At 62.6% G+C, this 21,271-nt stretch carries 18 protein-coding genes; 12 read left to right on the forward strand and 6 right to left on the reverse strand.

Annotated elements, in window-relative coordinates; genetic code table 11:
• The first annotated feature begins 6 nt into the window (after window positions 1-6).
• Window positions 7-201, forward strand: coding sequence for a ferredoxin (locus BLT92_RS06755; protein WP_092104273.1), 195 nt, complete (start codon window positions 7-9; stop codon window positions 199-201).
• On the forward strand, window positions 198-1,406 hold the full coding sequence (locus BLT92_RS06760; RefSeq protein WP_092104274.1) for an NAD(P)/FAD-dependent oxidoreductase: 1,209 nt from the start codon (window positions 198-200) through the stop codon (window positions 1,404-1,406). Before BLT92_RS06755 ends, BLT92_RS06760 begins: the two co-directional genes overlap by 4 nt.
• Window positions 1,407-1,465: 59 nt before the next feature.
• Here BLT92_RS06760 and BLT92_RS06765 read toward each other — a convergent pair whose 3' ends face one another.
• The gene (locus tag BLT92_RS06765) at window positions 1,466-2,449 is read right to left on the reverse strand and encodes an LLM class flavin-dependent oxidoreductase (RefSeq protein WP_092104277.1); all 984 of its coding nucleotides are present in this window, start codon (window positions 2,447-2,449) and stop codon (window positions 1,466-1,468) included.
• Window positions 2,450-2,646: 197 nt separating this feature from the next.
• On the opposite strand from BLT92_RS06765, the gene BLT92_RS06770 reads away from it, so the two are divergent.
• Together BLT92_RS06770 and BLT92_RS06775 are read left to right on the forward strand one after the other, a co-directional pair.
• Window positions 2,647-3,072: a MarR family winged helix-turn-helix transcriptional regulator gene (locus BLT92_RS06770; RefSeq protein WP_092104279.1), complete on the forward strand. Its 426-nt coding sequence runs from the start codon at window positions 2,647-2,649 to the stop codon at window positions 3,070-3,072.
• Window positions 3,065-4,456, forward strand: coding sequence for an MFS transporter (locus BLT92_RS06775; RefSeq protein WP_092104280.1), 1,392 nt, complete (start codon window positions 3,065-3,067; stop codon window positions 4,454-4,456). The genes BLT92_RS06770 and BLT92_RS06775 overlap by 8 nt, the downstream gene beginning before the upstream one ends.
• Window positions 4,457-4,645: 189 nt before the next feature.
• Here the strand turns inward: BLT92_RS06775 and BLT92_RS06780 are convergent, their stop codons facing one another.
• Both BLT92_RS06780 and BLT92_RS06785 read right to left on the reverse strand, forming a co-directional pair.
• Window positions 4,646-5,296: a copper resistance CopC family protein gene (locus BLT92_RS06780; protein WP_092104282.1), complete on the reverse strand. Its 651-nt coding sequence runs from the start codon at window positions 5,294-5,296 to the stop codon at window positions 4,646-4,648.
• A 33-nt stretch (window positions 5,297-5,329) separates the two neighbouring features.
• On the reverse strand, window positions 5,330-5,842 hold the full coding sequence (locus tag BLT92_RS06785) for a low molecular weight protein-tyrosine-phosphatase (protein WP_092104284.1): 513 nt from the start codon (window positions 5,840-5,842) through the stop codon (window positions 5,330-5,332).
• 109 nt (window positions 5,843-5,951) lie between these two features.
• Between BLT92_RS06785 and BLT92_RS06790 the strand changes: the two genes are divergently transcribed.
• The gene (locus BLT92_RS06790; RefSeq protein WP_092104286.1) at window positions 5,952-7,898 is read left to right on the forward strand and encodes a M13 family metallopeptidase; all 1,947 of its coding nucleotides are present in this window, start codon (window positions 5,952-5,954) and stop codon (window positions 7,896-7,898) included.
• A 278-nt stretch (window positions 7,899-8,176) separates the two neighbouring features.
• Here the strand turns inward: BLT92_RS06790 and BLT92_RS06795 are convergent, their stop codons facing one another.
• Window positions 8,177-9,688 (reverse strand): DUF1684 domain-containing protein, encoded by a 1,512-nt coding sequence (locus tag BLT92_RS06795; protein ID WP_231939067.1) that lies wholly within the window; start codon window positions 9,686-9,688, stop codon window positions 8,177-8,179.
• A 177-nt stretch (window positions 9,689-9,865) separates the two neighbouring features.
• Between BLT92_RS06795 and BLT92_RS06800 the strand changes: the two genes are divergently transcribed.
• The 3 genes from BLT92_RS06800 to BLT92_RS06810 all read left to right on the forward strand — a co-directional run bounded on the left by BLT92_RS06800 (window position 9,866) and on the right by BLT92_RS06810 (window position 13,967).
• Complete coding sequence (locus BLT92_RS06800) at window positions 9,866-11,221, forward strand: M18 family aminopeptidase (protein ID WP_092104290.1); 1,356 nt, start codon at window positions 9,866-9,868, stop codon at window positions 11,219-11,221.
• An 89-nt stretch (window positions 11,222-11,310) separates the two neighbouring features.
• The gene (locus BLT92_RS06805) at window positions 11,311-12,081 is read left to right on the forward strand and encodes an amidohydrolase family protein (RefSeq protein ID WP_092104292.1); all 771 of its coding nucleotides are present in this window, start codon (window positions 11,311-11,313) and stop codon (window positions 12,079-12,081) included.
• A 65-nt stretch (window positions 12,082-12,146) separates the two neighbouring features.
• Window positions 12,147-13,967, forward strand: a complete 1,821-nt coding sequence (locus BLT92_RS06810) for an ABC-ATPase domain-containing protein (protein ID WP_092104294.1) — start codon at window positions 12,147-12,149, stop codon at window positions 13,965-13,967.
• A 26-nt stretch (window positions 13,968-13,993) separates the two neighbouring features.
• On the opposite strand, the gene BLT92_RS06815 is transcribed toward BLT92_RS06810, so the two are convergent.
• A complete protein-coding gene (locus BLT92_RS06815; RefSeq protein WP_092104296.1) occupies window positions 13,994-16,336 on the reverse strand; it encodes a thioredoxin domain-containing protein in 2,343 nt (780 codons plus the stop codon).
• Between the two features lie 272 nt (window positions 16,337-16,608).
• On the opposite strand from BLT92_RS06815, the gene BLT92_RS06820 reads away from it, so the two are divergent.
• Window positions 16,609-17,871, forward strand: a complete 1,263-nt coding sequence (locus tag BLT92_RS06820; RefSeq protein ID WP_197679681.1) for a site-specific integrase — start codon at window positions 16,609-16,611, stop codon at window positions 17,869-17,871.
• A gap of 276 nt (window positions 17,872-18,147) precedes the next feature.
• Window positions 18,148-18,423 (forward strand): hypothetical protein, encoded by a 276-nt coding sequence (locus BLT92_RS20375; RefSeq protein WP_157691363.1) that lies wholly within the window; start codon window positions 18,148-18,150, stop codon window positions 18,421-18,423.
• Window positions 18,424-18,495: 72 nt separating this feature from the next.
• Here the strand turns inward: BLT92_RS20375 and BLT92_RS06825 are convergent, their stop codons facing one another.
• Window positions 18,496-19,185, reverse strand: coding sequence for a hypothetical protein (locus BLT92_RS06825; RefSeq protein WP_157691364.1), 690 nt, complete (start codon window positions 19,183-19,185; stop codon window positions 18,496-18,498).
• A gap of 208 nt (window positions 19,186-19,393) precedes the next feature.
• Here BLT92_RS06825 and BLT92_RS06830 point away from each other — a divergent pair, with 208 nt between their 5' ends.
• Together BLT92_RS06830 and BLT92_RS20585 are read left to right on the forward strand one after the other, a co-directional pair.
• Entirely contained in the window at window positions 19,394-19,831 is a 438-nt protein-coding gene (locus tag BLT92_RS06830; RefSeq protein WP_092104302.1) for an endonuclease/exonuclease/phosphatase family protein, read from the forward strand.
• Between the two features lie 677 nt (window positions 19,832-20,508).
• Window positions 20,509-20,949 (forward strand): TetR/AcrR family transcriptional regulator, encoded by a 441-nt coding sequence (locus BLT92_RS20585; RefSeq protein WP_172802562.1) that lies wholly within the window; start codon window positions 20,509-20,511, stop codon window positions 20,947-20,949.
• Window positions 20,950-21,271 lie beyond the last annotated feature (322 nt).

The following is a 21,271-nucleotide window of genomic DNA, read 5'->3' on the forward strand; positions in this document are numbered from 1 at the left end:
TACACAATGAGAATAACCATCGATGAAGACAGGTGCTGCGCGGCCGGCCAGTGCGTGCTGGCAGCCCCAGAGGTCTTCGACCAGCGAGACGACGACGGCATCGTGGTCCTGCTCCAGGAGGAGCCTCCGGAGTCCGAGTACGAGAACACCCGAAATGCGGCGGCGCTCTGCCCGGCCGCGGCAATCGTGGTCGAGGAATGACCGAGCGCCACGTCGTCATCGTCGGCACCGGAGCAGCCGGGATCAGCGTGCTGGAGAATCTGAGACGCTGTGGCTTCACCGGGTCGGTCACCATGGTCGGCGACGAAGAGACGACTCCCTATGATCGGCCACCGCTGTCGAAGCGGTTCCTCACAGGAGAATGGGAGCCGGAACGACTGCACCTCCGCTCCGCCGAAGCATTGGCAGAGTTGGCGGCAACATGGCTGCTCGGCCGCCGGGCTTCAAGCCTGGATGCGCAGGCACGACGTGTGTTCCTCGATGACGGTTCGGCTGTCAGCTACGACGAGCTGGTGGTCTGCACCGGCGTCCGCTCTCGACGACTGCCACTCAGCGATCAGGTCGACGGCGCACACGTGCTGCGCACTGTCAACGACGCATTGAGTCTGCGCGATGGTTTGGACGACCGCTCTGAACTCTTGATAGTCGGCGGTGGCTTCCTCGGAGCCGAAACGGCCGCCGTTGCGAGCAGTCTGGGAACACGCGTCACTCTGCTCAGTTCCACGGTGATTCCGCTTGCCGCGGCACTGGGCGAGGACGTCGCGGGGCTGCTCGCGGACCGACACCGAAGCAATGGCGTGCACCTGGAGCAGGGTCGCGCTCAGGGTGTCACGGTCTCTCCGGAGGGCACAGCCAGCGGGATCACCCTTGACGACGGAAGACACCTGCCTGCTGAGAAGATTCTGATGTCGGTCGGTTCCCACCCGAATGTCGAGTGGCTTGAGACCAGCGGCATTCCGATCAGCGACGGCATCGCGTGCGACGAGCACGGTGGAGTGGTGCCCGGCGTGTGGGCTGCCGGGGACGTTGCTGCCTGGTGGAGGCCCGAGGCTGATCGGCATGTGCGGCTCGAGCACCGGACGAATGCCACGGAGCACGGGATGAACGTCGCTCGCGCAATTCTCGATCAGCCTGCTCTGCCCCCTTCCGTGCCATACGTCTGGTCCGATCAATACGATCTGAAGATCCAGATTCACGGCCTCACTGCAGGAGCGGATTCGTTTGAGGTCATCGAAGGGGACGTCGCAGATGGCAGGTTCACAGCCGTCTATGGCCGGCAAGGACGAATCTGCGCAGCACTGGGCGTCAATATGATGAGACCGCTGAGAACCCTGCGTCCGCACGTTGCGGAGCAGACGCCGTGGACCGAGCTGGACCGGCTCAAGCCCGCCCTCTCGCTGAGCTGAGGCGAACTGAGCTGAGGTGAACTGAGCTGAGTTTTCGCTAGGGTGCTGAGAATCCGCGCTCAGAACCAGGCGTCGGCGAGCAGCTTCAGTGAACGCTCCGCCACTGCAGGGTCGTAGGCGTAGGTGACGGTGATGAGCTCATCTGCCCCGGTGCGCTCGACGAACTCCGACATCTGACGGGTCGCAGTCTCGGGTGAGCCGACGGCGCTGATCTGGAGCATCGGGTTCTCACCACCTCCCTCTACCTCTGCTGGATCGATAGGTGGTTGCAGCTGTCGACGGCGGCCGCGGCCGATGTCGGCGAACATCTGCTTCACCGACGTGAACTCGCGCTGGGCCTCTTCGTCCGTCTCAGCCACCAGCACATTGATCCCAGCCATGACGTAGGGCTTGTCAATCTGCGCGGTTGGAGCCTCGGTGGTGAAGGATTCGCGGTAGACGCGGACCGCGGCATCGATCTGGTCAGGAGCGAAGTGTGAGGCCAGAGAGAACGGCAATCCCAGCTGACCGGCGATCGCGGCACCGTTCGTCGTCGACCCCAGCACCCAGATCGGGACTTCGGTGTTGGCAGAGACAGCGGATTCGATCGGCGCCGTATGAGCCTTACCCTCGGAGCTGAACCAGCCCTGCATGTCATAGATGTTCTGGGCAAAGGACTGCGGTTCGGCCGAGGAACGGCTGAGCGCCTGCGCTGTCATTCCATCGGTGCCCGGCGCGCGGCCCAACCCCAGATCGATGCGATCGCCATGGATGTTGGCCAGAGTGCCGTACTGCTCGGCAACCATGAGCGGAGCATGGTTGGGCAGCATCACTCCGCCTGAACCCACACGGATCTTCTCGGTCACCGAGGCGGCTTGCGAGATGAGCAGCGCCGTGGCACTCGCGGCCAGCCCCATGGTGTTGTGGTGCTCAGCGAACCACAGACGCCGATAACCCGCCTCATCAGCGACCCGTGCCGCGCTCATCGAGGCATCGATGGCCTCACGTGCATTGGATCCGTCACGGATGGGAACAAGGTCGAGGATATTCAGTGGAACGGACAAAGCGATATAGCCCTTCGGTTGAGACAGTTCAAAGATGAACGAGCTAATTCAAAGATCAGCCACCTGGGACAACAGCAAAGCGTCATGGTTCTATTCCTCCCATGCCGGTCCGTTCGCCTCATCGTTTCGCGCCCATTCTTCGCCCCCTCCTCCGAACTAGACAAGTAGATTGATCAATCTGTTTGTACAATGAAGTAATGCCCGATCCGAACCTTGCTGCTGAGTTCCGCAGTGCGCTCCGTCCACTCATCCGCCGCTTCTACTCGGAACGGACGACCTCTCGCGGAAAGTCCGGGATCCTCATCCACCTGAACGAGCGGGGCCCTGCCACGGCGTCCGAGCTCTCAGCAGCAGAGCGGATCACTCCGCAGGCAGTCGCCGTGGCTCTGCGAGAACTGGAAGCACTGTCGTATGTCACCCGCGCACGAGACGACGTCGACCGTCGCAAGGTCCGCGTCCAGATCACTGAGACGGGGCGCAGCGCGCTCGACAGCGAACACGAGGCCGGTACCCGGTGGCTTGCCGACGCCCTTGTCGAACATCTCGATGACTCCGAGCGCGCGACGCTGTCAGCGGCAGTGCCCGTGCTGCGCAAGCTCATGCGGGAGGCTGCCGATGAGTGAACCCGAACCTGGCGGACAGCTGCTGCCCGCACTCATCTATGCGGCATTGTCGACGGCGATCGTCAGCTCGCTGGGCATGCTGCTCGTGCCGACGATCTCGGCAGAGTTCCACGTCTCGATCAGCGCCGCGCAGTGGATGCTCACGATCAATCTGCTCGTCGGCGCGATCGTCACCCCGGTGATGGGCCGCCTCAGCGATGGCCCGCACAAGAAGAGGCTCCTCGTCGGCGCTCTCACCATCATCCTGGTCGGTTCGGCAATCGCCGCTCTTGCGACCAACTTCGCCGTCTTCCTGATCGGACGTGCGCTGCAAGGACTCAGCTACGGCATCGTGCCCATGACGATCGCACTGGCGCGGCGTTATCTGCCTACGGAGAAGAGCACGCGCGGCATCGCCAGCCTGTCGGTGACCGTGTCGACGGGAATGGGCATCGGGTACCCCCTGACGGGACTCATCGCGGGATCGCTCGACTATCAGTTCGCGTTCTGGTTCGCTGCGCTCTTCGTCGCCACAGCCATGGTCGTGGTGATCGTCGCTGTCCCATCGGGACCGGACACGCAGGCTCCGCGAGTCCGCTTCGACGTTCCAGGTGCGACAGTGCTCGCGTTCGGGCTCGCGGCGCTGCTGCTCGGGGTCAGCGAAGGAGAGATCTGGGGCTGGGCCACCCTGCCCACCCTGAGCTGCTTCGCGGTCGCGATCATCCTGCTCACGATCTGGGTCCTGCTCGAGCTGAGGGTGAAGCATCCGCTGATCAATCTTCGGGTCCTCCGCAGCCCAGACGCACTCGTCGCGAACCTCACGGCCATCACTCTCGGCACGGTGATGTATATGGTGCTGTCGATCGGCAGCATCATCGCGCAGGCACCGAGCGAAACTGGCTACGGAGTCGCGTTGCCGGTGTTCTGGGCCGGCTTCGTGATGCTGCCGTTCTCGGTAGGAAGCTTCCTCGCCAACCGTCTTGTGCGGCATCTGACGAAGCGGATTCGGATGACGACCTTGTTGCCGCTGGGCGCGACTCTGGTCACCGCGTCATCGCTGCTGCTGCTCTTCGCTCATACTCAGCTGTGGGAGATCCTGGTCGGCATGTTCGTCGTCGGCATGGGTGTCGGCACCACCTATGCAGCGATGCCGGCGCTCATCGCCCGAACCGTGGCAACAGAGGAGCTGGGCAGCGCGGTCAGCTTCAATCAGGTGCTGCGAACTGTCGGCGGTTCGTTCGGCAGTGCGATCTCCGGCGCCGTGCTCGCCGCGCACCTGGGTGCAGATGGCCACCCGAGCGCGGACGGCATCTTTCTGGCCCTCGCGATTTCAGCGATCGGGTGTGTCGCGGTACTCATCGGTCTGCTTTCCGACCGGGCGCGCGGCAGCCGCACAGCCGCCTGACGCACGCGCAGCCAGGCCATCCGGCTTTACGCGCAACCAGTCAGGCGCGCGAGGCGTACCAGGCACACGAGGCCGGCCAGGCCAGCACGCCCACGCCGCACCACCAGCACAGAGCAGGGCCCCGAAAGTTCATCACTCCCGAGGCCCTGCTCTGTCGACTGCGTGCCGTGCACGCGTCTTATCGATGGATCACTCGCCCTTCGGCCCGTCTCCCGAGTCATCGCTCTTGGTGGTGCCGGGCAGGCCCTGGGCCTTGCGGCGCATGAGGAGGACGACGATGACGATGATCGCCAGGCCGCCGACTCCGAGCAGCACGATCATCGGGGTCGACATGCCGGAATCGCTGCCGGTCGATTCGCCGATCTCGCCGCGCTCTTCGGTGTCCTTGCCCGGTTCGTCGACGACGCCGCCGCCGAGTCCGGCCTGTGAGGACTCTTCGACCGAGCCGCCGGCACCTTCGGCGTCAGCGATTGTGAAGTCGAAGTCGCCGGAGATCGGGTGACCGTCCGATGACACCACGCGCCAGGTGACCGTATAGTCGCCGGGCTTGAGGTTGTCGGGCAGTGCAACGGTGAGCTTCTTGCCGTCGACAGCGAGTTCACCTGCGGAGACGTTCTTGCCGTCGATGACAACCTTGACCTCGGAGCCGACCTCCTGGACTTCACCGGAGAAGGTCATCTCGATCCATTCAGGCTGCTGGTCGACCGTCGTTCCATCCTCGGGGTTCGAGGATACGAGCTGGTCGTGAGCACTGGCCGGGGCAAAAGCAAAAACACTCAAAGTAGCCACCAGCAGGGCAGCGAAGCCGAGCTTGAGGGCGGACCACGTGGTTCGAGTCATGTCAGTTTTCTCCTTCAACAATTACCTTCAGTATCACCGAGTCTGCTCGGCCAAAGAGTGCAGATAGTCTGTGATTCCCGGCACGGACACTTCAATTGTCTCAAGAGTTTCTTCGAAATTCTTCAATTGCCCCGCCCACGGGTCGGGAACATCCGGTGCGGGAGCATCGACTGCCTTCTCCGCAGCCACCCGAGGATCGAATTCGCGCAGCATACGCAGCTGCGGGCGCACCTCGGCGGGGAGGTCTGCGATGAGGTTCTGCAGGGCACGATGATGCCTGCGGGTCATCGCGATAGCCACGTCACGTTCGGCCAACCATTCGGAGGTGATCTGACGCGCCACGTGATCCTCGGTGCGGTAGCCGGCGGTCTTCAGCACCCGTGCCTGAGTGGGGTCGATGGGGTTGCCGGCCTCTTCATCGCTGATGCCGGCGGAGTCCACGACCGCCTCGGCGCCGCTGCGTTCCAGGTGGTTCTGGAGCACGCGTTCGGCCGTGACCGAACGACAGATATTGCCCGTGCACACGAACACCACGGATGCCACCATTGCGCGTTCCTCCTCGTCGATCCGATACCCACAGCTGCGGTGGGCCACCAGCGCATGCGCACCGGAAAATCCTGACCATTCTCCCTACCGATCACGATACTGTTGCACCATGACATCTGTAACATCGAGCGCTTCACCGCGCCCTCAGGACGATCTGTTCCGCCACGTCAACGGCGAGTGGATCCACTCGTTCACCATCCCCGACGACCGTGCCGGCGACGGTGCGATGCGCGAACTCTTCGACACCGCAGAGACCAAGGTCCGCGACATCATCACCGCAGTCTCCGACTCCCCGCAGGAGCCGGGCAGCGAAGGCCAGAAGGTCGCCGACCTGTACTCCTCGTTCATGGACCTCGACCAGATCAACTCACTCGGAGTCAGCCCCCTCGACTCCTCCTTCGCCGCCATCGACGCGGCCGAGGACAAGTCTGAACTCGCCAACCTCCTCGGCCGCCTCGAGACCGAAGGCATCGGAGGCCTCCTCGACGGCGGCGTCACCGCCGACGCGAAGGACTCCGACATCTACGCCCTCTACCTCCACCAGGGCGGCATCTCCCTGCCCGACGAGGACTACTACTTCAACGACGACCACGCCGAGGTGCGCGTGAAGTTCGTCGACCATGTGAGAAAGATGTCCGCCCTCGGTGGGCTGGGCACCAAGAGCGGGATCTCCGACGCCGAGGTGGCCGCCAAGGTGATGGCCTTCGAAACCGCCCTTGCCCGCCACCACTGGGACCGCGTGGCCTGCCGTGATGCAGAGAAGACCTATAACAAGGTCACCCTCGAACAGCTGCGCGAGCTGGGCCCGGGCTTCGACTTCGGCTCCTGGTTCTCGACGTTGGCCGCCGACGTCGACGGTGAGCTGTCCTACCTGATCATCGGCCAGCCCTCCTTCATCACCGGCATGGCCGAAGAGTGGGAGCGCACCGACATCGAGACCATCAAGACCTGGCTGCGCTTCTCCGTCCTCTCCGCCACCGCCTCGCTCCTGAGCGATGAGATCGTCGAGGAGAACTTCGACTTCAACTCCCGCACTCTGTCGGGCACCCCTGAACTGCGGGATCGCTGGAAGCGCGGTGTCGGACTGGTCCAGGGCCTCCTCGGCGAGGCTGTGGGCAAACTCTACGTCGCGCAGGAGTTCCCGCCGGCGGCCAAGGACGCGATCGATCACCTCGTGGCGATGCTCATCAAGGCCTACGACAAGTCGATCAACGAACTCGACTGGATGAGCGAGGAGACGAAGCAGAAGGCTCTGGTCAAGCTCTCGAAGTTCACTCCGAAGGTCGGCTACCCCGAGGTGTGGCGCGAATACCCGGCCGCGATCGACTCCTCGGACCTGGTGGGCAATGTGCGTCGCAGTGCCCGTGCCGAGCACGCGCGTCAGATCAAGCGCATCGGCAAGGCCATCGACCGCACCGAATGGCTGATGACGCCGCAGACCGTCAACGCCTACTTCCATCCGGTGATGAACGAGATCGTCTTCCCGGCCGCGATCCTGCAGCCACCGTTCTTCGACGCCTCCGGCGATGTGGCGGCGAACTTCGGTGCCATCGGCGCGGTCATCGGCCACGAGATCGGCCACGGATTCGACGACCAGGGCTCACGCTATGACGGCGACGGCAACCTCGTCGACTGGTGGACGGCCGAGGACCGGGAACGCTTCGAGGAACGCACCAATGCGCTCATCGCCCAGTACGAGGAACTGGTCCCGGCGGGACTCGACCCATCGCAGCACGTCAACGGTGCGCTGACCGTGGGTGAGAACATCGGCGACCTGGGCGGACTGTCCATCGGCTGGAAGGCGCTCGAGCTGGAGCTGGGACGGGTGCCATCAACTGATGAGGCCGCGACGTTCTTCGAAGCCTGGGCGAAGGCCTGGCGGGCGAAGATGCGCACCGAGGAGCGCGTGCGTCGCCTGAGCATCGACCCGCACGCACCCGAGGAGTTCCGCTGCAACCAGGTCGTGAAGAACATGACCGCCTTCCACGAGACGTACGGGGTTGAAGAGTCCGACGGCATGTACCTGGCTCCCGAGGAGCGCGTCACCATCTGGTGAGAGCGGCGCGCGCAGGCGGGGCGTGCAAGCGCAGCGTGTAGGCGGGGCAGCCTCGTGCCAACGAGGCAACCCGGCAACGCGAGGGGCGCTGAGCAACCTTTCCTGGGGTTGCCCAGCGCCCTTCGTGTTGCTGAGATGCTCAGATGCCGAAATTGCGCGGCCGCCGGCGGTTCATGCCGTCACTAGACCGCTCCGACGTCACTATTTGCGCGCGGCGCCGGGCGCAAATAGTGACGTCACGGAGTTTTAGGGTGAGAGGCGGTGGGAGGCGCGGCGCCTCAGCGGTGCTGGCGGATGAGGCTGACCATGCGGTAGTCGAACTCCTGCCAACTGTTGATCGGGGCGTCGGCGTCCATTGCTGCCTCGAACTCGTCGATCTCATTGAAGTCCGACTCCAGCGGAATGTCATAGGGCATCTCGACGTAGAGAAGTCCGCTCGCATCGGTGTGCACAACGTCGAATCCAGCCGTTTTGGGAGCCAGCTCGTTGTTCATCACGATGAGCAGCCTGCCGTCCGTGCCCGCGTACTCGTCCTCGATGCCGTCGACGTACCCCTCGGATTCGCGCAGTTCACGCTGCGCCCTGATGACGAACTCCGCATAGGCGCCGATGCCGATCACCGGGATGCGGGACGTCAGGGCCTCGGTCGCGACCTTGATCAAGCGCGACCGCGCCTTGCGAGACAGTGGGGTCACCTCGGCTCCGGACATGGCGACACCGTCGAAGCCGACCAGGGATCGCGCGACGTCATCGTGGTTCGGGTTGAGCAGCGTGATGTCGAGTCCGAAGCGTTCGTACCACGGGCGGGTCACCTTGGCGCTGTCCTCGTCCCACCATACGTAGAAGAGGAATGGCACGTTGATGCCGGCTTCCGAGAAGTAGAACGGTGGGGTGCGCTCCCCCGCGGTGACGTCGAAGGGGACGACGTTGCCGGCGATCGGAGCAGGGCAGGTGGCGAAGGCGGTGAATGCGAACGGGTAGTCGACGGCACGGTTGAAATCGACGACCAGCGAGCCGTCCTGGTTCGGGATGCCCAGGTCGAGGGTTCTCCACGCAGGTGTGGTGGCGTCATTCGTGGAATCGTGGAAGTCCAGCTGCAGGCCGCTGGCAGGGTTGCCGGTGGCCAGGAGCTTCACCTCGCCAGCTTCGCTGGTGAAGGACACGACGCCGACCGCAGCGGTCTCCACGTTCAGGTCGTCCTGCGCAGTCTTGATCGTATGCACCTGAGCGGTTTCGAAGGGCGTGAACTTAGCGAGGAACACGAAGTCCGGGTTCGGGTCGAAGACGGGAACTTCGAAGAACTTGCCCAGCAGCGGCGACTTGGAATCGCGCACCCGAATGCCGATCCGACCGGCACGATCGATGAGTTCGTAGAGAACATGGCCGACGGTGAACCACTGCAGGGACCCGCCGGTAGGCAGCTTCGCGCTGAATCCGTTCTCTTCGACCCTCACCTCGGGCCCGGAGACTTCCGGGATCTTCGGCAGAACCGTGGTGTCGCTGGGAACCGAAGCTGAACTGGAAGGAGACGCAGCACTGGCGGTGGGGTCCGCCTCGGCGGACTTGCTCATGAGGTCGAAGGTCGCGGCAGCAGGCCCGGCCTTGGTCCCGGAGTCAAGGGCAACGCTGACCCAATCGTCCTCGACGGTGAAGGTTCCGGGAGCGTCGGGCCAGGTGGTGGTTTCGTCGAGCCAGTGCAGGCCGGTCACGCTCAGCCATCCGAAGGGAGTCGCCAGCGCCGAGTTCCTAGAATCCCGCCATGTGTTCCACTCGGTCACGAACTGGTTCACTTCGAACACTCCTTGCATTGCATTACTTCTCGGTGCTGGTTCCCGGGCGATGAACAACGAAGCCCGAGCGGTCGGTGGCCGCTGCGGCTCCGGCCCCTCACCCGCTGCCATGTCGACGCGGACTAAGAGAACCAATGCCCTTGTGGCCAAAGCTACCGCAAACGATAGGCTGTGAAAATGAGTGCATCGCCCGTGATACCACGTACGGAAACCCAGGTCGCAGCCGATCTGACGGACTTCATCAGTTCATCTCCCAGCTCCTATCATGCCACCGACACAGCGGCAGCACGATTCGACTCCGCAGGTTTCACCCGACTCCATGAGCGAGAGAAATGGTCGCTCGAAGCTGGACAGGGCTGCTATGTCATCCGTGACGGCGCGATCATCGCATGGCGGACACCGGCAAGCACAGTTGATACTTCCGGTGCGGCCCCGGGCGCGGCCACTGGCGCGGGCGGGTCCTCGGGCGCGGTTCCCGGGTTCCGGGTGTTCGGTTCTCACACCGACTCCCCGGCCTTCAAACTCAAACCCGGCAATGAGTTCGCTGTCGAGGGAACCCGCCAGATCGGCGTCGAAGTCTACGGCGGTCCGCTGCTCAACTCGTGGCTCGATCGGGAACTGGCACTGGCCGGGCAGCTCAGCCTCGCCGACGGGTCCGTCGTCCTCGCGCAGACCCCATCCATCGCGCGCATCCCGCAGCTGGCCATCCACCTGGACCGGCAGGTCAATGACGGCCTGACGTTGGACAAGCAGCGCCACACCACTCCGATCATCGGTCTGGCCGAGCTCGCCGAGGCCGATGTCATCGAGCTCCTCGCTGCCTCCGCCGAGGTGGATCCTGAGCAGGTCGTCGGACACGACGTCTACACGATCCCCGTTCAGACACCCGGGACGTTCGGTGCCCAGGAGGAGTTCTTCGCCTCGCCGAGGTTGGACAACCTTTTGTCCGTCCACGCCGGTGTCAACGCGCTGATCGACGTCGATGCTGCCGCGCTGGACTCCATCGCCCTCTTCGCCGGCTTCGACCATGAGGAGATCGGGTCGAACTCACGGTCCGGTGCCTGCGGACCGTTCCTCGCCGACGTCACCGAGCGCATCATCGCCTCCCTGTTCCCGGAGTCGACGCGCAGCGACTACCTGGCCTCGCTCGCGTCGTCGATCTGCGTGTCCTCCGACGCCGGGCATGCCGCCCACCCGAACTATCCGGAACGACACGATCCCCACGTCCGTCCCCGCCTCGGCGGCGGTCCGCTGCTCAAAATCAATGCACAGCAGCGCTACGCCACGGATGCCGTGGGCACAGCAGCCTGGTCACAGGCGTGCACGGCGGCCGGGGTCGAGTACCAGAATTTCGTGTCCAATAACGCGATGCCGTGCGGGTCGACGATCGGCCCACTGACCGCGACCCGATTGGGCATGACCACCGTCGACGTGGGCCCGGCCCTGTATTCGATGCACTCGGCCCGCGAAATGGTCGCCATCAGCGATGTCGTGTCCCTGGGCGCCGCGGCGAAGGCGTTCCTGCAGGGGTGATCGCGGGTCTGCAGGGGCCGCCGACCGCCCGAGCGACCACCAATTGAGATTGAAACTTGGCCTGTCGAATGCGGAGATAGGTTGGGGCCATGACTTCTCCGACTCCGGTCTTCGACTCGCACCTGCACATCATCGACCCGAAACATCCTCTGACCGAGAATCACGGATACCTGCCGGACCCCTTCACGGTCGAGGATTATCTGCTGCGCATCGGTGGCCTGGGCATTGCTGGTGGAGCAGTGGTCTCGGGGTCGTTCCAAGGCTTCGACCAGTGCTTCCTCGTCGACGCCTTGAGCACTCTGGGTCCCGACTTCGTCGGAGTCACTCAGCTTCCGGCCGACACCTCCGATGACCGCATCCTTGAGCTTGACCGCGACGGCGTGAAAGCGCTGCGGTTCAACGTCGCTCGCGGCGGATCCTCCGCCTTGGACGATCTCGACCACATGGCCCGACGAGTCCATGATCTCGTGGGATGGCACTCCGAGCTCTACATCGATGCCCGCAGCATCGATGCGGATCTCGGAGACCGCATTGCCGGACTGCCCGCCGCGAGCATCGACCACTTCGGAATGCACAGCGATGGACTGCCTGCTCTGCTGCGGCTGGTCGAACGCGGCGTCAAAGTGAAGGCGACCGGTTTCGGCCGCGTCGAACTCGACCCGGCCACGACGATGCGAGCGATCGTCGACGTCGACCCCTCAGCACTCATGGTGGGAACAGACCTACCCTCTACTCGCGCTCCCCGACCGTTCGAAGACACGGACTTCGAGGTCATCCGCGCCACTCTGTCGCCCGAGGAGCTCACCGCGGTGTTCTGGGACAACGCCGCAGAGTTCTATCTGGGGCGCACGCGCGACTGATCGCAGGGCGAAGCACACGACGATTCCTTCGCCCCTGTTGACCTCGATCAAGTAGCATTCCACGGATGAACTCCCAACGATCGAATCTCTCCTCCACCCTGCACAGCCTCGACGGACGCAGCTACGGAAATTACAAGCAGATCCGCGGCCGCTACGAGTTCGGGCCCGTCACCGTGTTCATCGATCGGGTCCAGGTCGATCCCTTCGCCTCCCCGTCGAAGGTTCGGATCAGAATCAACCGTGCCGAGGCGGGGTTCCCCACCGACATCACCACCGAACGGGCAGATCGCATCGCGGTCTCCGACTTCCTCTTCCGTGTCGGCAATTCGTTCCTGCACCGCACCGACCGGCACGCAATCATCCTCGGACGACCTGGCCAAGAGGTGCTCGAACGCACCAATGTCGTCATCGATGACGAGGGCTTCGAGGCACGCCTGCTCGTCAACCTCCCGGCCCGCGGCAGGCGCATCTTGGGACACCAGGCCGCCGACATCCTCACACGCGATGTGCCCGAGCTCGCGCAGGCCATGTTCGTCCACGCCAATCTCGCCACCTCCGCTCAGGCGAGCGACGGTCCGACCCGCGACGATTCCGGCAACGATGCCCAAGACGATTCAAGCGATGCCCTGCGCGAGCATGTCCAACTCCACCGGGATCAGTTGGAACTGCAGAACCACCTCGGCGAGGAAGATCTACTCGCGTTCGTCGGCAATGGTGCGATCCTGCCGCGGCGCTCGGGTGATTCGGACCTGCCGATGGACTCTCGCGCCGTGGCCTTCACGAGTCCGAGTTCGCTCGAGCACACCGTCACACTCTCGAGCGGGCGCAGCCTGACCGGCATGGCGATCCCCCGTGGTGTCACGGTCATCGTCGGCGGCGGGTATCACGGCAAGTCGACGATTCTGCGCGCCCTCGAGCGCGGCGTCTACCCGCACATCGCTGGCGACGGTCGGGAATGGGTCATCACTGAACCCAGTGCCACCTCCATCCGGGCCGAGGACGGTCGTGCCGTGACCGGCGACGACATCTCGCCCTTCATCAACAATCTGCCATCCGGTACTGACACGAGAGCCTTCACCACGACGAATGCGAGCGGCTCGACCTCGCAGGCGGCCAACCTCGTCGAGGCCGTTGAGGTCGGGGCACGTTCGCTGCTCATCGATGAGGACACCTCGGCGACGAACTTCATGATCCGCGACGAGCGGATGCGGGCGCTGATCCCGGCCGAGCGCGAACCCATCACCCCATTCGTCGACCGAATCCGGCCGTTGTTCACCCGCCGAGGAGTGTCCACAGTTCTTGTCGCAGGCGGATCGAGTGCCTTCTTCGAGGTCGCCGACCACGTCATCGCCCTCGACGCCTATGTGCCGCAGGAGGTCACCGAGAAAGCCCATGAACTCGTGGGCGTGGACCCGGCAGAGCTGGAGGGTGCGAGTCCAGCGGATCGGGACGCCGCGAGCCCAGCCAGTCCGGTCAACCGCGAAGACGAATCAGCAGATGACTCCGGAGACATGTTCGCTGCGCCTCGACCGCGGATTCCAACGGCCACCGCACTGCGTCCCAGCTCGAAGACGAAATCAGCGAAGGCCAAAGGGCTGGGGCAGGTCCAGTTCGGGAAGGCCTTCATCGACCTGGCCGCAGTCTCCCAGCTCATCGATCCGCAGCAGACGACGGGCATCGCCGAGGCGCTCGAGTACATGGCCGAGATCTTCGACGATCGAACTTCACTCACCGATGCTCTGGCCGAGGTCGAGGACATGCTCGATGCGCAGGGAGTCGACGGTCTGACCGGTAACCGCGACCACCCTGGCCATGTCTCTCGTCCCCGGCCACAGGAGATCGCGGCCGCTCTCAACCGCTTCCGGGGACTGCGCCTCGTCGAGTGACGCTTGAACTCAACAACCCTGGTCACTTATGCGCCCAGCAGTGCAATCAGATCCTCGGCCGTAGACACCGGCAGCGAGCACTGCGTTCCCTGGCAGACGATGGCGGTGCCGTCGGGCACCTCAACCTCTGAACCGTCTTCGGCAGGAACGCCTGTTTCAGCGGTGATGAGCGTGACCGCAGGATGCCTGGTCGCGATCCTGTTCAGCTCGGCATCTCGCGTGGCGACGCGAACCGGATTGAGTGCTCGTTCTGACTGCCACAGCGCATGGCCGCAGCCGCGAGGTGCTCGACCGGCGAGCGCCCGATAGACCCCGAGCAGGCGGTCGCGCAGGTCAAGAAGTCCGCCCGTACTCAAGTCGTCCGCCGGAGCGGCGCCACCCGAAGAGGCGCTGACCGAAGCGTTGCCAGTTTGGCCACTCTCAGCACTGCCGTCCACGCCGATTTCGGCGAGCAGAAGAGCAACTTCCGCCGCGGCGGATCTGCCGGACGGCACCGTATTGTCCACCGGATCTGAGGCTCTCACACCCAAGATCTCATCGCCCATGGAGTCGAAGACCTCGAGCGTCTCGCCCTCGGCGGTGAAGTCGGCGAACATCGAGGCACTCAGCGACATCAGATCGCTGACTCGCACAGACGACTCCGGAAGCTGACGAACCGTGATGCCTGCGGCGATGAACTGCGCCCAGTCGGCGAGGCCTGCCTGGCCGGGCCCCGGAGTGTCACCGGTGAAGCTGCGTCGGACATCGATACGCGCACCGGCGCCGCCGAAACGTTCGACCATCGCGCCCCACAGGTGCACGGCCGTACTCCCCCAGTCCTCCGAGGAATCAGTGTCCGCGGAGTCTCCGGGCGCGCCCGCCACATCAGTCGTCCCCGCCCCACCTGTGTGCAGCACCGCTTCGGAAGCACCGGTGTACAGCGCCGCCTCGGCCAGTGCCGTGATCGCCAGCGAGTTCCATTCGGTGATCGTCTTCTCATCCCGCGCAGGCTGGGCGCGCTTGTCCAGCATCTCTCTGAGCCCGTCTCGTTGCGCAGCCGTCGCCGAGGTGGTCCACGGAGCCGGATGCTCCTCGTCGAAGGGCACGTCGTCCATGCCCAACCAGTCGATGATGCGGATCGCGGCGACGACGGAACCGGACAACTCGCCTGCGGCGGGCGAATCGACGAGCTGGAGCAGTCCCTCCTCCCCCACCTCGGCGAACTCCTCCGGTGTCACGACGTAGGCGACACCCTCCTCCAGCACGCCGGCAGCGTTGAGGGAGTCCGCGTCGAGCGCGGCGATGAAGCGGTCGCCATCGGACATGTCCGCGATGAGGAAGCCTGCCGTGTCGGTGACTTCCCGTTCGGCCAGCGCCAGCCACTTCGACGCGGGGTTGAGTGCGCGTTCGACCTTCGCCCACTGGACGGCGGCGCGCAGGTAGAGAGCGTTGTCGTAGAGCATCTTCTCGAAGTGCGGCACGAACCACTGCCGGTCGACGCTGTAGCGGGCGATGCCGCCGCGCACCTGGTCGCGCATGCCGCCGCTGGCGATCCGCGCGAAGGTGCTGCGCACCGCGATCAGGCAGTCGAGGACGAGTTCGCCCTCGAGGTGTCCGTCGGCGCCCAACCGGTCGACTGCCCCGGGAGCGAGCGCCTCTCCCACTCGACCGTCCGCGCTCTCGCCCCGCGCCGAGGTGGTTCCACCCAAACGCACAAACGTGGCCAACAGCTGCATGAGGTTCATCAGCGGTGGGAACTTCGGGGCCTTGCCGAACCCGCCCCAGGCCGGGTCGTAGGAATCGAGCAGGGATTCGGCGGCCGAATCGAGTTCCTCACCGCTCAGCAGTTCGGACGCGGCCTCGGCAGGCAGTGCGTCTGAGACGGCGCTGGCCATATCGGCAAGCCCCCGGTCCATGCGCTGGGTCATCTCGGTCACCTCGGCGCGGCGATCCGTCCATGTCTGGGACACGGCCGAGAGCACCTGGGTGAACGCGGGCAGGTTGCCGCGCGGGGCCGGCGGGAAGTAGGTGCCGGCATAGAAGGGGCTGCCCTCGGGGGTGGCGAAGATCGTCATCGGCCATCCACCCTGGCCGCGCATCGCTTGGAGGGCGTTCATGTAGTAGGCGTCGATGTCGGGCAGCTCTTCGCGATCGATCTTGATCGGCAGGTAGTTCTCATTGATGAGGCCTGCGATGGCCTCATCCTCGAAGGATTCGTGGGCCATGACGTGGCACCAGTGGCACGTGGAGTAGCCGATGCTCAATAAAACTGGTACATCACGCCGCCTGGCCTCGGCAAATGCTTCTTTGGACCACGGCCACCAATCAACCGGATTATCCTTGTGCTGCCTGAGATAGGGGCTAGTGACTGTGGCGAGTCTATTGACCATATCGTGTCACTCCTTACCAGTGATAGTTTGCATCACTGTTCGGCTCGTGATGCACTGATGTGATGCATTAAGCATTTTGCAGGCGTTTCGCGGTGTCCGTTGAGCGCGTTAGTCACATCCTCGAAAGGACAGTCGGAATGGCGGCTCGTGGGAAATCTACGCTACTAGTTCAGGGTAGGGAGCGGAGAACCGATGGTGGTCGACCATGGCGTGTTCGCCTCTACGGACCCGCCCCGGGCGGGACGGGATTCAAAGTTCAGTTCAAGACGTTCGTGGACGACGAGTGGAAACGGACCATCCGACGGGCCAGTTCCGAAGCAGAGGCCCGTGTCCTCTTCTCTGCGGTCGAGGCGGCCCTGGACACCGAGCAATCTATACCAGCTGGTGCACCGGAGAAGACCCGACGTACGATCGCCGCACTAGCGCAGGAGTACATCACCGACAGTGAGCAGCGTGGCCGAACCGTTCGTACGATCCAGGGGCGGGAGTCGCGGATCAATGCTCATATCCTTCCGGCGATCGGTGACGTCATTGTGTCGAAGTGGCGAATCGAAGACAGCCGCCGGGTAATGGAGAAGGGGTCGCAGACGATCCACTCGATGCGTGGGCGCGAAGACCTTCGTGGTGTACTGGCTGCAATGCGTAAACTCGCTTGGCGGCTAGGCTGGCTCGACCGGAGCATTGACCCTCTGGACGGCTTGGAAATTGGTAAGTCAACGGTTCTGCATGGGGCAACAACACACTATGTCGATCCACGGCGGCGTCCGGAGACACGGCAGGTACTGGCCATGGCCGCAGCAGCGGACACACTCTGCGGAGCCGATGGGACTGAACCTCTGCTCACCCGTCTGCCTCTCTTCGGGACCAAGATCCGGGTTGCTGGTTTTGGAGGGTTACGCCTGGGAGAGCAGAACGCGCTGAGGGCGATTGATGTGTTCTTCGATCGCGGTTACATCCAGGTCAATGGCAGCTGGACGACACCACGGCATTCAGTGGGGTTTCGTGGGCCAGTGAAGAATCATGTTCTTCATGAGGTTCCGTTACCCAAGTCGCTCATGCACGGTGAGATTCTGCCGAGGGTCAAGCGGCTACTGGGATTCGATGCCAATACTTCGTTGCAGAGGGTGATCAATGCCCTGGAGGACGAGCGTCAGAGGCGGGCCGATCTGGCCACGGCCGAGGCCAGCGCACGATTGGCATGGTGGAATTATCCGGTGGACCCGCTTGACGAGCAGTGGCTCTTCGTCGATACAGCGACAGGCTTGCCTGTGAAACCAGAGATGCATAATGCCCGTTGGCACGTGATCAGGCAGTGGGTTGATGAACACGATCCAGACAACGCCTGGCCGAAAACGATCGTCTATCGCAACCTCCGCCATCATGCAGCGACGAAGTGGTTTCATGACGAGCTCGGCGAGTCATGGGAGGTCGTCGCACAGTACCTCGGCGACAAGTTGACGACAGTCCTCAACCATTATGTTCGCGCCGGCGAAGATGCACTGCGTGAGTCCGTGAACAGGCTGGAGTCTATGTGAACAGACGCTTGATCTGATCAGATTTCTTTGAGTGGAAAGAGAAGGTCGTCATTTAAGTTGGCAAAATTTGCAGACGGTGCTGCAGCAAGGTGATCTTCGTATAGTCACATTGAAGCCTGCTCATCGTAAGAGTCAGCGAGGTTGTCACCCTTGGTTCCCAAAATGTTCTCCCAGTCAGTTCCCATGCGGTGAGTCTAGTTGCATTTCTTGAGGATTCGAGACGCTTGTTCCAGACACGGGTTTAACACCCAGAGCGTCGGGCGCATAATAGAACGTATGAGCGAATCCAAGCCACACGGCACGGCGACATGGAAGTACTGGCAAGGTATTCTCAACGGCCTCCCTGCACGCGGCAGCCCTGATCGTTCGCCTATTCCTGTCCGCGCTCGTGTTGTCTTCGCCGAGGACGGTGAAGAATGGCTCGACGGGGAAGCGGAACGCCTTGACCCCGGTGCCGCGATATATATCCGCCTGCACGATCGAAGGGTCAGCACGCTCGGTGTCTGGTTGCATCCTGATGATGTTTGGTGGGAAGGGAAGCCGGCTACTTGATCTTCTTTTTGGACCGGTAGTCGAACAGTGATTTACCGCCCTGGTATACATCATCTTGGGTTTTCCATTCACTCAGCCGTACTCGCGAAGTAGAGCAGCGACCCGAGCGTTGACCTCGTCCGCGCGAGCAAGGATCCTCGCTTCTTCCTCAGGGCTGATCCTGGACGCAGACACCGGCGGCAGAGGCAGTGGATCCTCGACAGGTTCGGGTGGTGTCTCATAGAGCAGCTCGAGCTGCTTAATGAGCGTTGAGAGCGACGACGGGTGCATTGATGAGTAGGGCTCGACCCACCCCCAGCGATCGATCGCCGGTAGGAGGTTGGCAAAGTTGGGCCAGTTCTTCCAGGCTGAGCTGGGTGCTGCACCCTGATGTCGAGCGCAGTTCGTGCGTTGGTCGAGTTGGTGGATGAGCTTGCGGACGCCGCCACGGCTCCAGTCACTATTGGCCCCGAGAACGTCGAGCCAGGCCCACACCGTGCAATTCACACATTCGACCTGTTCCACGGAGGTCTCGAGGTCCGGCAGATGCTGTTCAAAGCGATGGGGTGTGAGTGAGCGAATTGTGGCCCTGGTGAGACCGAGACCGCCTTGGCCCTTAGGCGCGATGAGTACCGCAGCGAAGAGGAGTCTGCGGGTCCTCAGCCGAGTCGACCACGCGGTACCTCTTCCTCGCGAGAGATGCGCTCCGGCCCGCAGCAGTAGACGCAACGCACTCGGATCCTCACGCAGTGTTGCCGGCCACGCCGGGGCTCTCGTTGTCACTACAGGATGGAGGGCCTTGAGAACAGATCGCGACGGATGCGCCTGGTGGATGAATCGGGAGATTGTCGCCTCATCACGAAGTAACGCCGGAGTTCCGGTGACGGTGCACCAATCGATCCAGAGTGAAGGCAGCGCGACGGCAGTTTCCATCTCACTACAGTGACATGAAACCCTGGGAAGTTGTTAGAACATAAGTTCTAATGACAGTATGGATCTTCACTTTTGGAACACAGATCGACTGGCGGCCGGAGATGCAGATTCTCGTAGACGGTTCGTTCGCATCATTGGTTTTGGAGCGCGCAACAGCCCTGACATCATCGGCCTCAGCGAGGTAAAAAATACGGCGTTCAAGAGCTTAGAGCGCTTCGCCGATGATCATTCTTATCGGCTCATTCATCGTAGGCCGGACGGCATTGAGTCCCACGCGGTGCTGATGATTTCCCACTCACATCGTGTCCATGCGAAAAACACTTTCATGTGGATCGATTCTAAGGACGAAAGCCTTGATGGCGAAGTAGTCGTGGCCGCAATCGAAGATCCGACCGGTGTGATCATGACTGTCGCTTCGGTCTACATCCACGCACCATTGCCAACGGTGTTAGGGCGTGTCTCCTTTATTGACGGAGCCAGCTCAGGATGGCGCTGAACACGACTGCGGCACGACGTTCCGGTTCTTGTTCACCACGAAATCGAGTATCGAAGGCTTCCCATCACCTTGGCCACGCTCCGTTCGGGCTGCGACCTTGTCCTTCTTCTCCGGAATCACTGGGCAGCCTATTGTTCATCGGTGCACACGAAGGGCCGTTGATCTGCAGTCACCCGTACCTTGAGTCAACAGTGAAGTCGTCATCAGAGGAGACATCCCCAAGCAGCATCCTTCGAACTGTCAACGTCTGGGACAGTGCGACCGTCACCGCACGGGCAGCAACGCCACGTATTTGGCCAGCGGAGAGCGAATGGGCCCTCCAGTCGTGTATCAGCGACAACCAACGGCTGCGCTTCGAGCCAGTCTCCCCGACCTCAGCCTGATCTCGAGGTCTCCAACTCATATACGTCGACACAATCAGAATCACGCTGCGCAGCCGCACCTAATCTCGTGTGCTCGTTTACCAGCTCGTGAGATAGCCTCTTGTGCGGTGAGATCACGGCACTAAGCTGGCTACGAGCACCGTGGGTTAAAGCCGGTTGCTCACTCGCATCGACATTTGATGACAGACTTTCACATTCAGGAAGGGGCGGCGATTGCTCCCGCGTTCGACATTGGTCCTTGACACCGTTGCGACCACAGGAATGAGAGGCCTGACTCACCGTGGGATCGATCAATTGGCTGATATTCCAATCGGATCGACGTCGAACTATTTTCGTACCCGCTCAACACTCATCATCGGCGTAGCCGAACGCATCCTTGACCTCGTCAATACTCAGGCGAAGCTGACGCCAAACGGCGAAAGAACGGCCACTGTGTACTGTACCGAGCTAGTGGGCCGGTACCGGCAAATATTCCGAGCGCTCATGATCTTCACATTGGACCCTTCGCTACCAATAGATGCGTCTGACTCAATACAGAAGGCAAGGGATCGCATCGTGGGTACAATTTCTGAGAGGGCCGAGCTGGGCGGCGAGGTCGCCAAAGTGGTTTTGGGCAACCTCGCAGTCGTGCTGATCAACGATGATGATGTCAACGAGCGAGTCATCGACCATTTAGTCGTGGCCGCCTCGCATCGAGGCGCACTCACAGTTAGTGTGAGGTACCGAGTTCGATGAGGAGGACGCCACCGACAATCAGGACAATCCCGAGACCCATAAGCCAGGTGAAGGGTTCCTTTTCGTCACAAATTTCAGGAACGAGAACCATTCCGAGTGGACCGACCAGAGCGTAACCGTTTGTGTGGCTGACTAGGAGACCAAAAAAGAACATTCACTATTGTCCCGATGACAGCTATTGGGACAATTGCTCCCATGGCTAGGCCCGCGTTAGTCAGAATTTTGGGCTGGTATGCTGTCCCGGCTGGAGCTATGGAGGCACCGCTCACGGATCCGCAGTCTTGGCTTCGCGCTCGTAACCGACGAACGCGAATCCCGCGGG

This window comes from Brevibacterium picturae (assembly GCF_900105045.1).
Classification (GTDB): domain Bacteria; phylum Actinomycetota; class Actinomycetes; order Actinomycetales; family Brevibacteriaceae; genus Brevibacterium; species Brevibacterium picturae.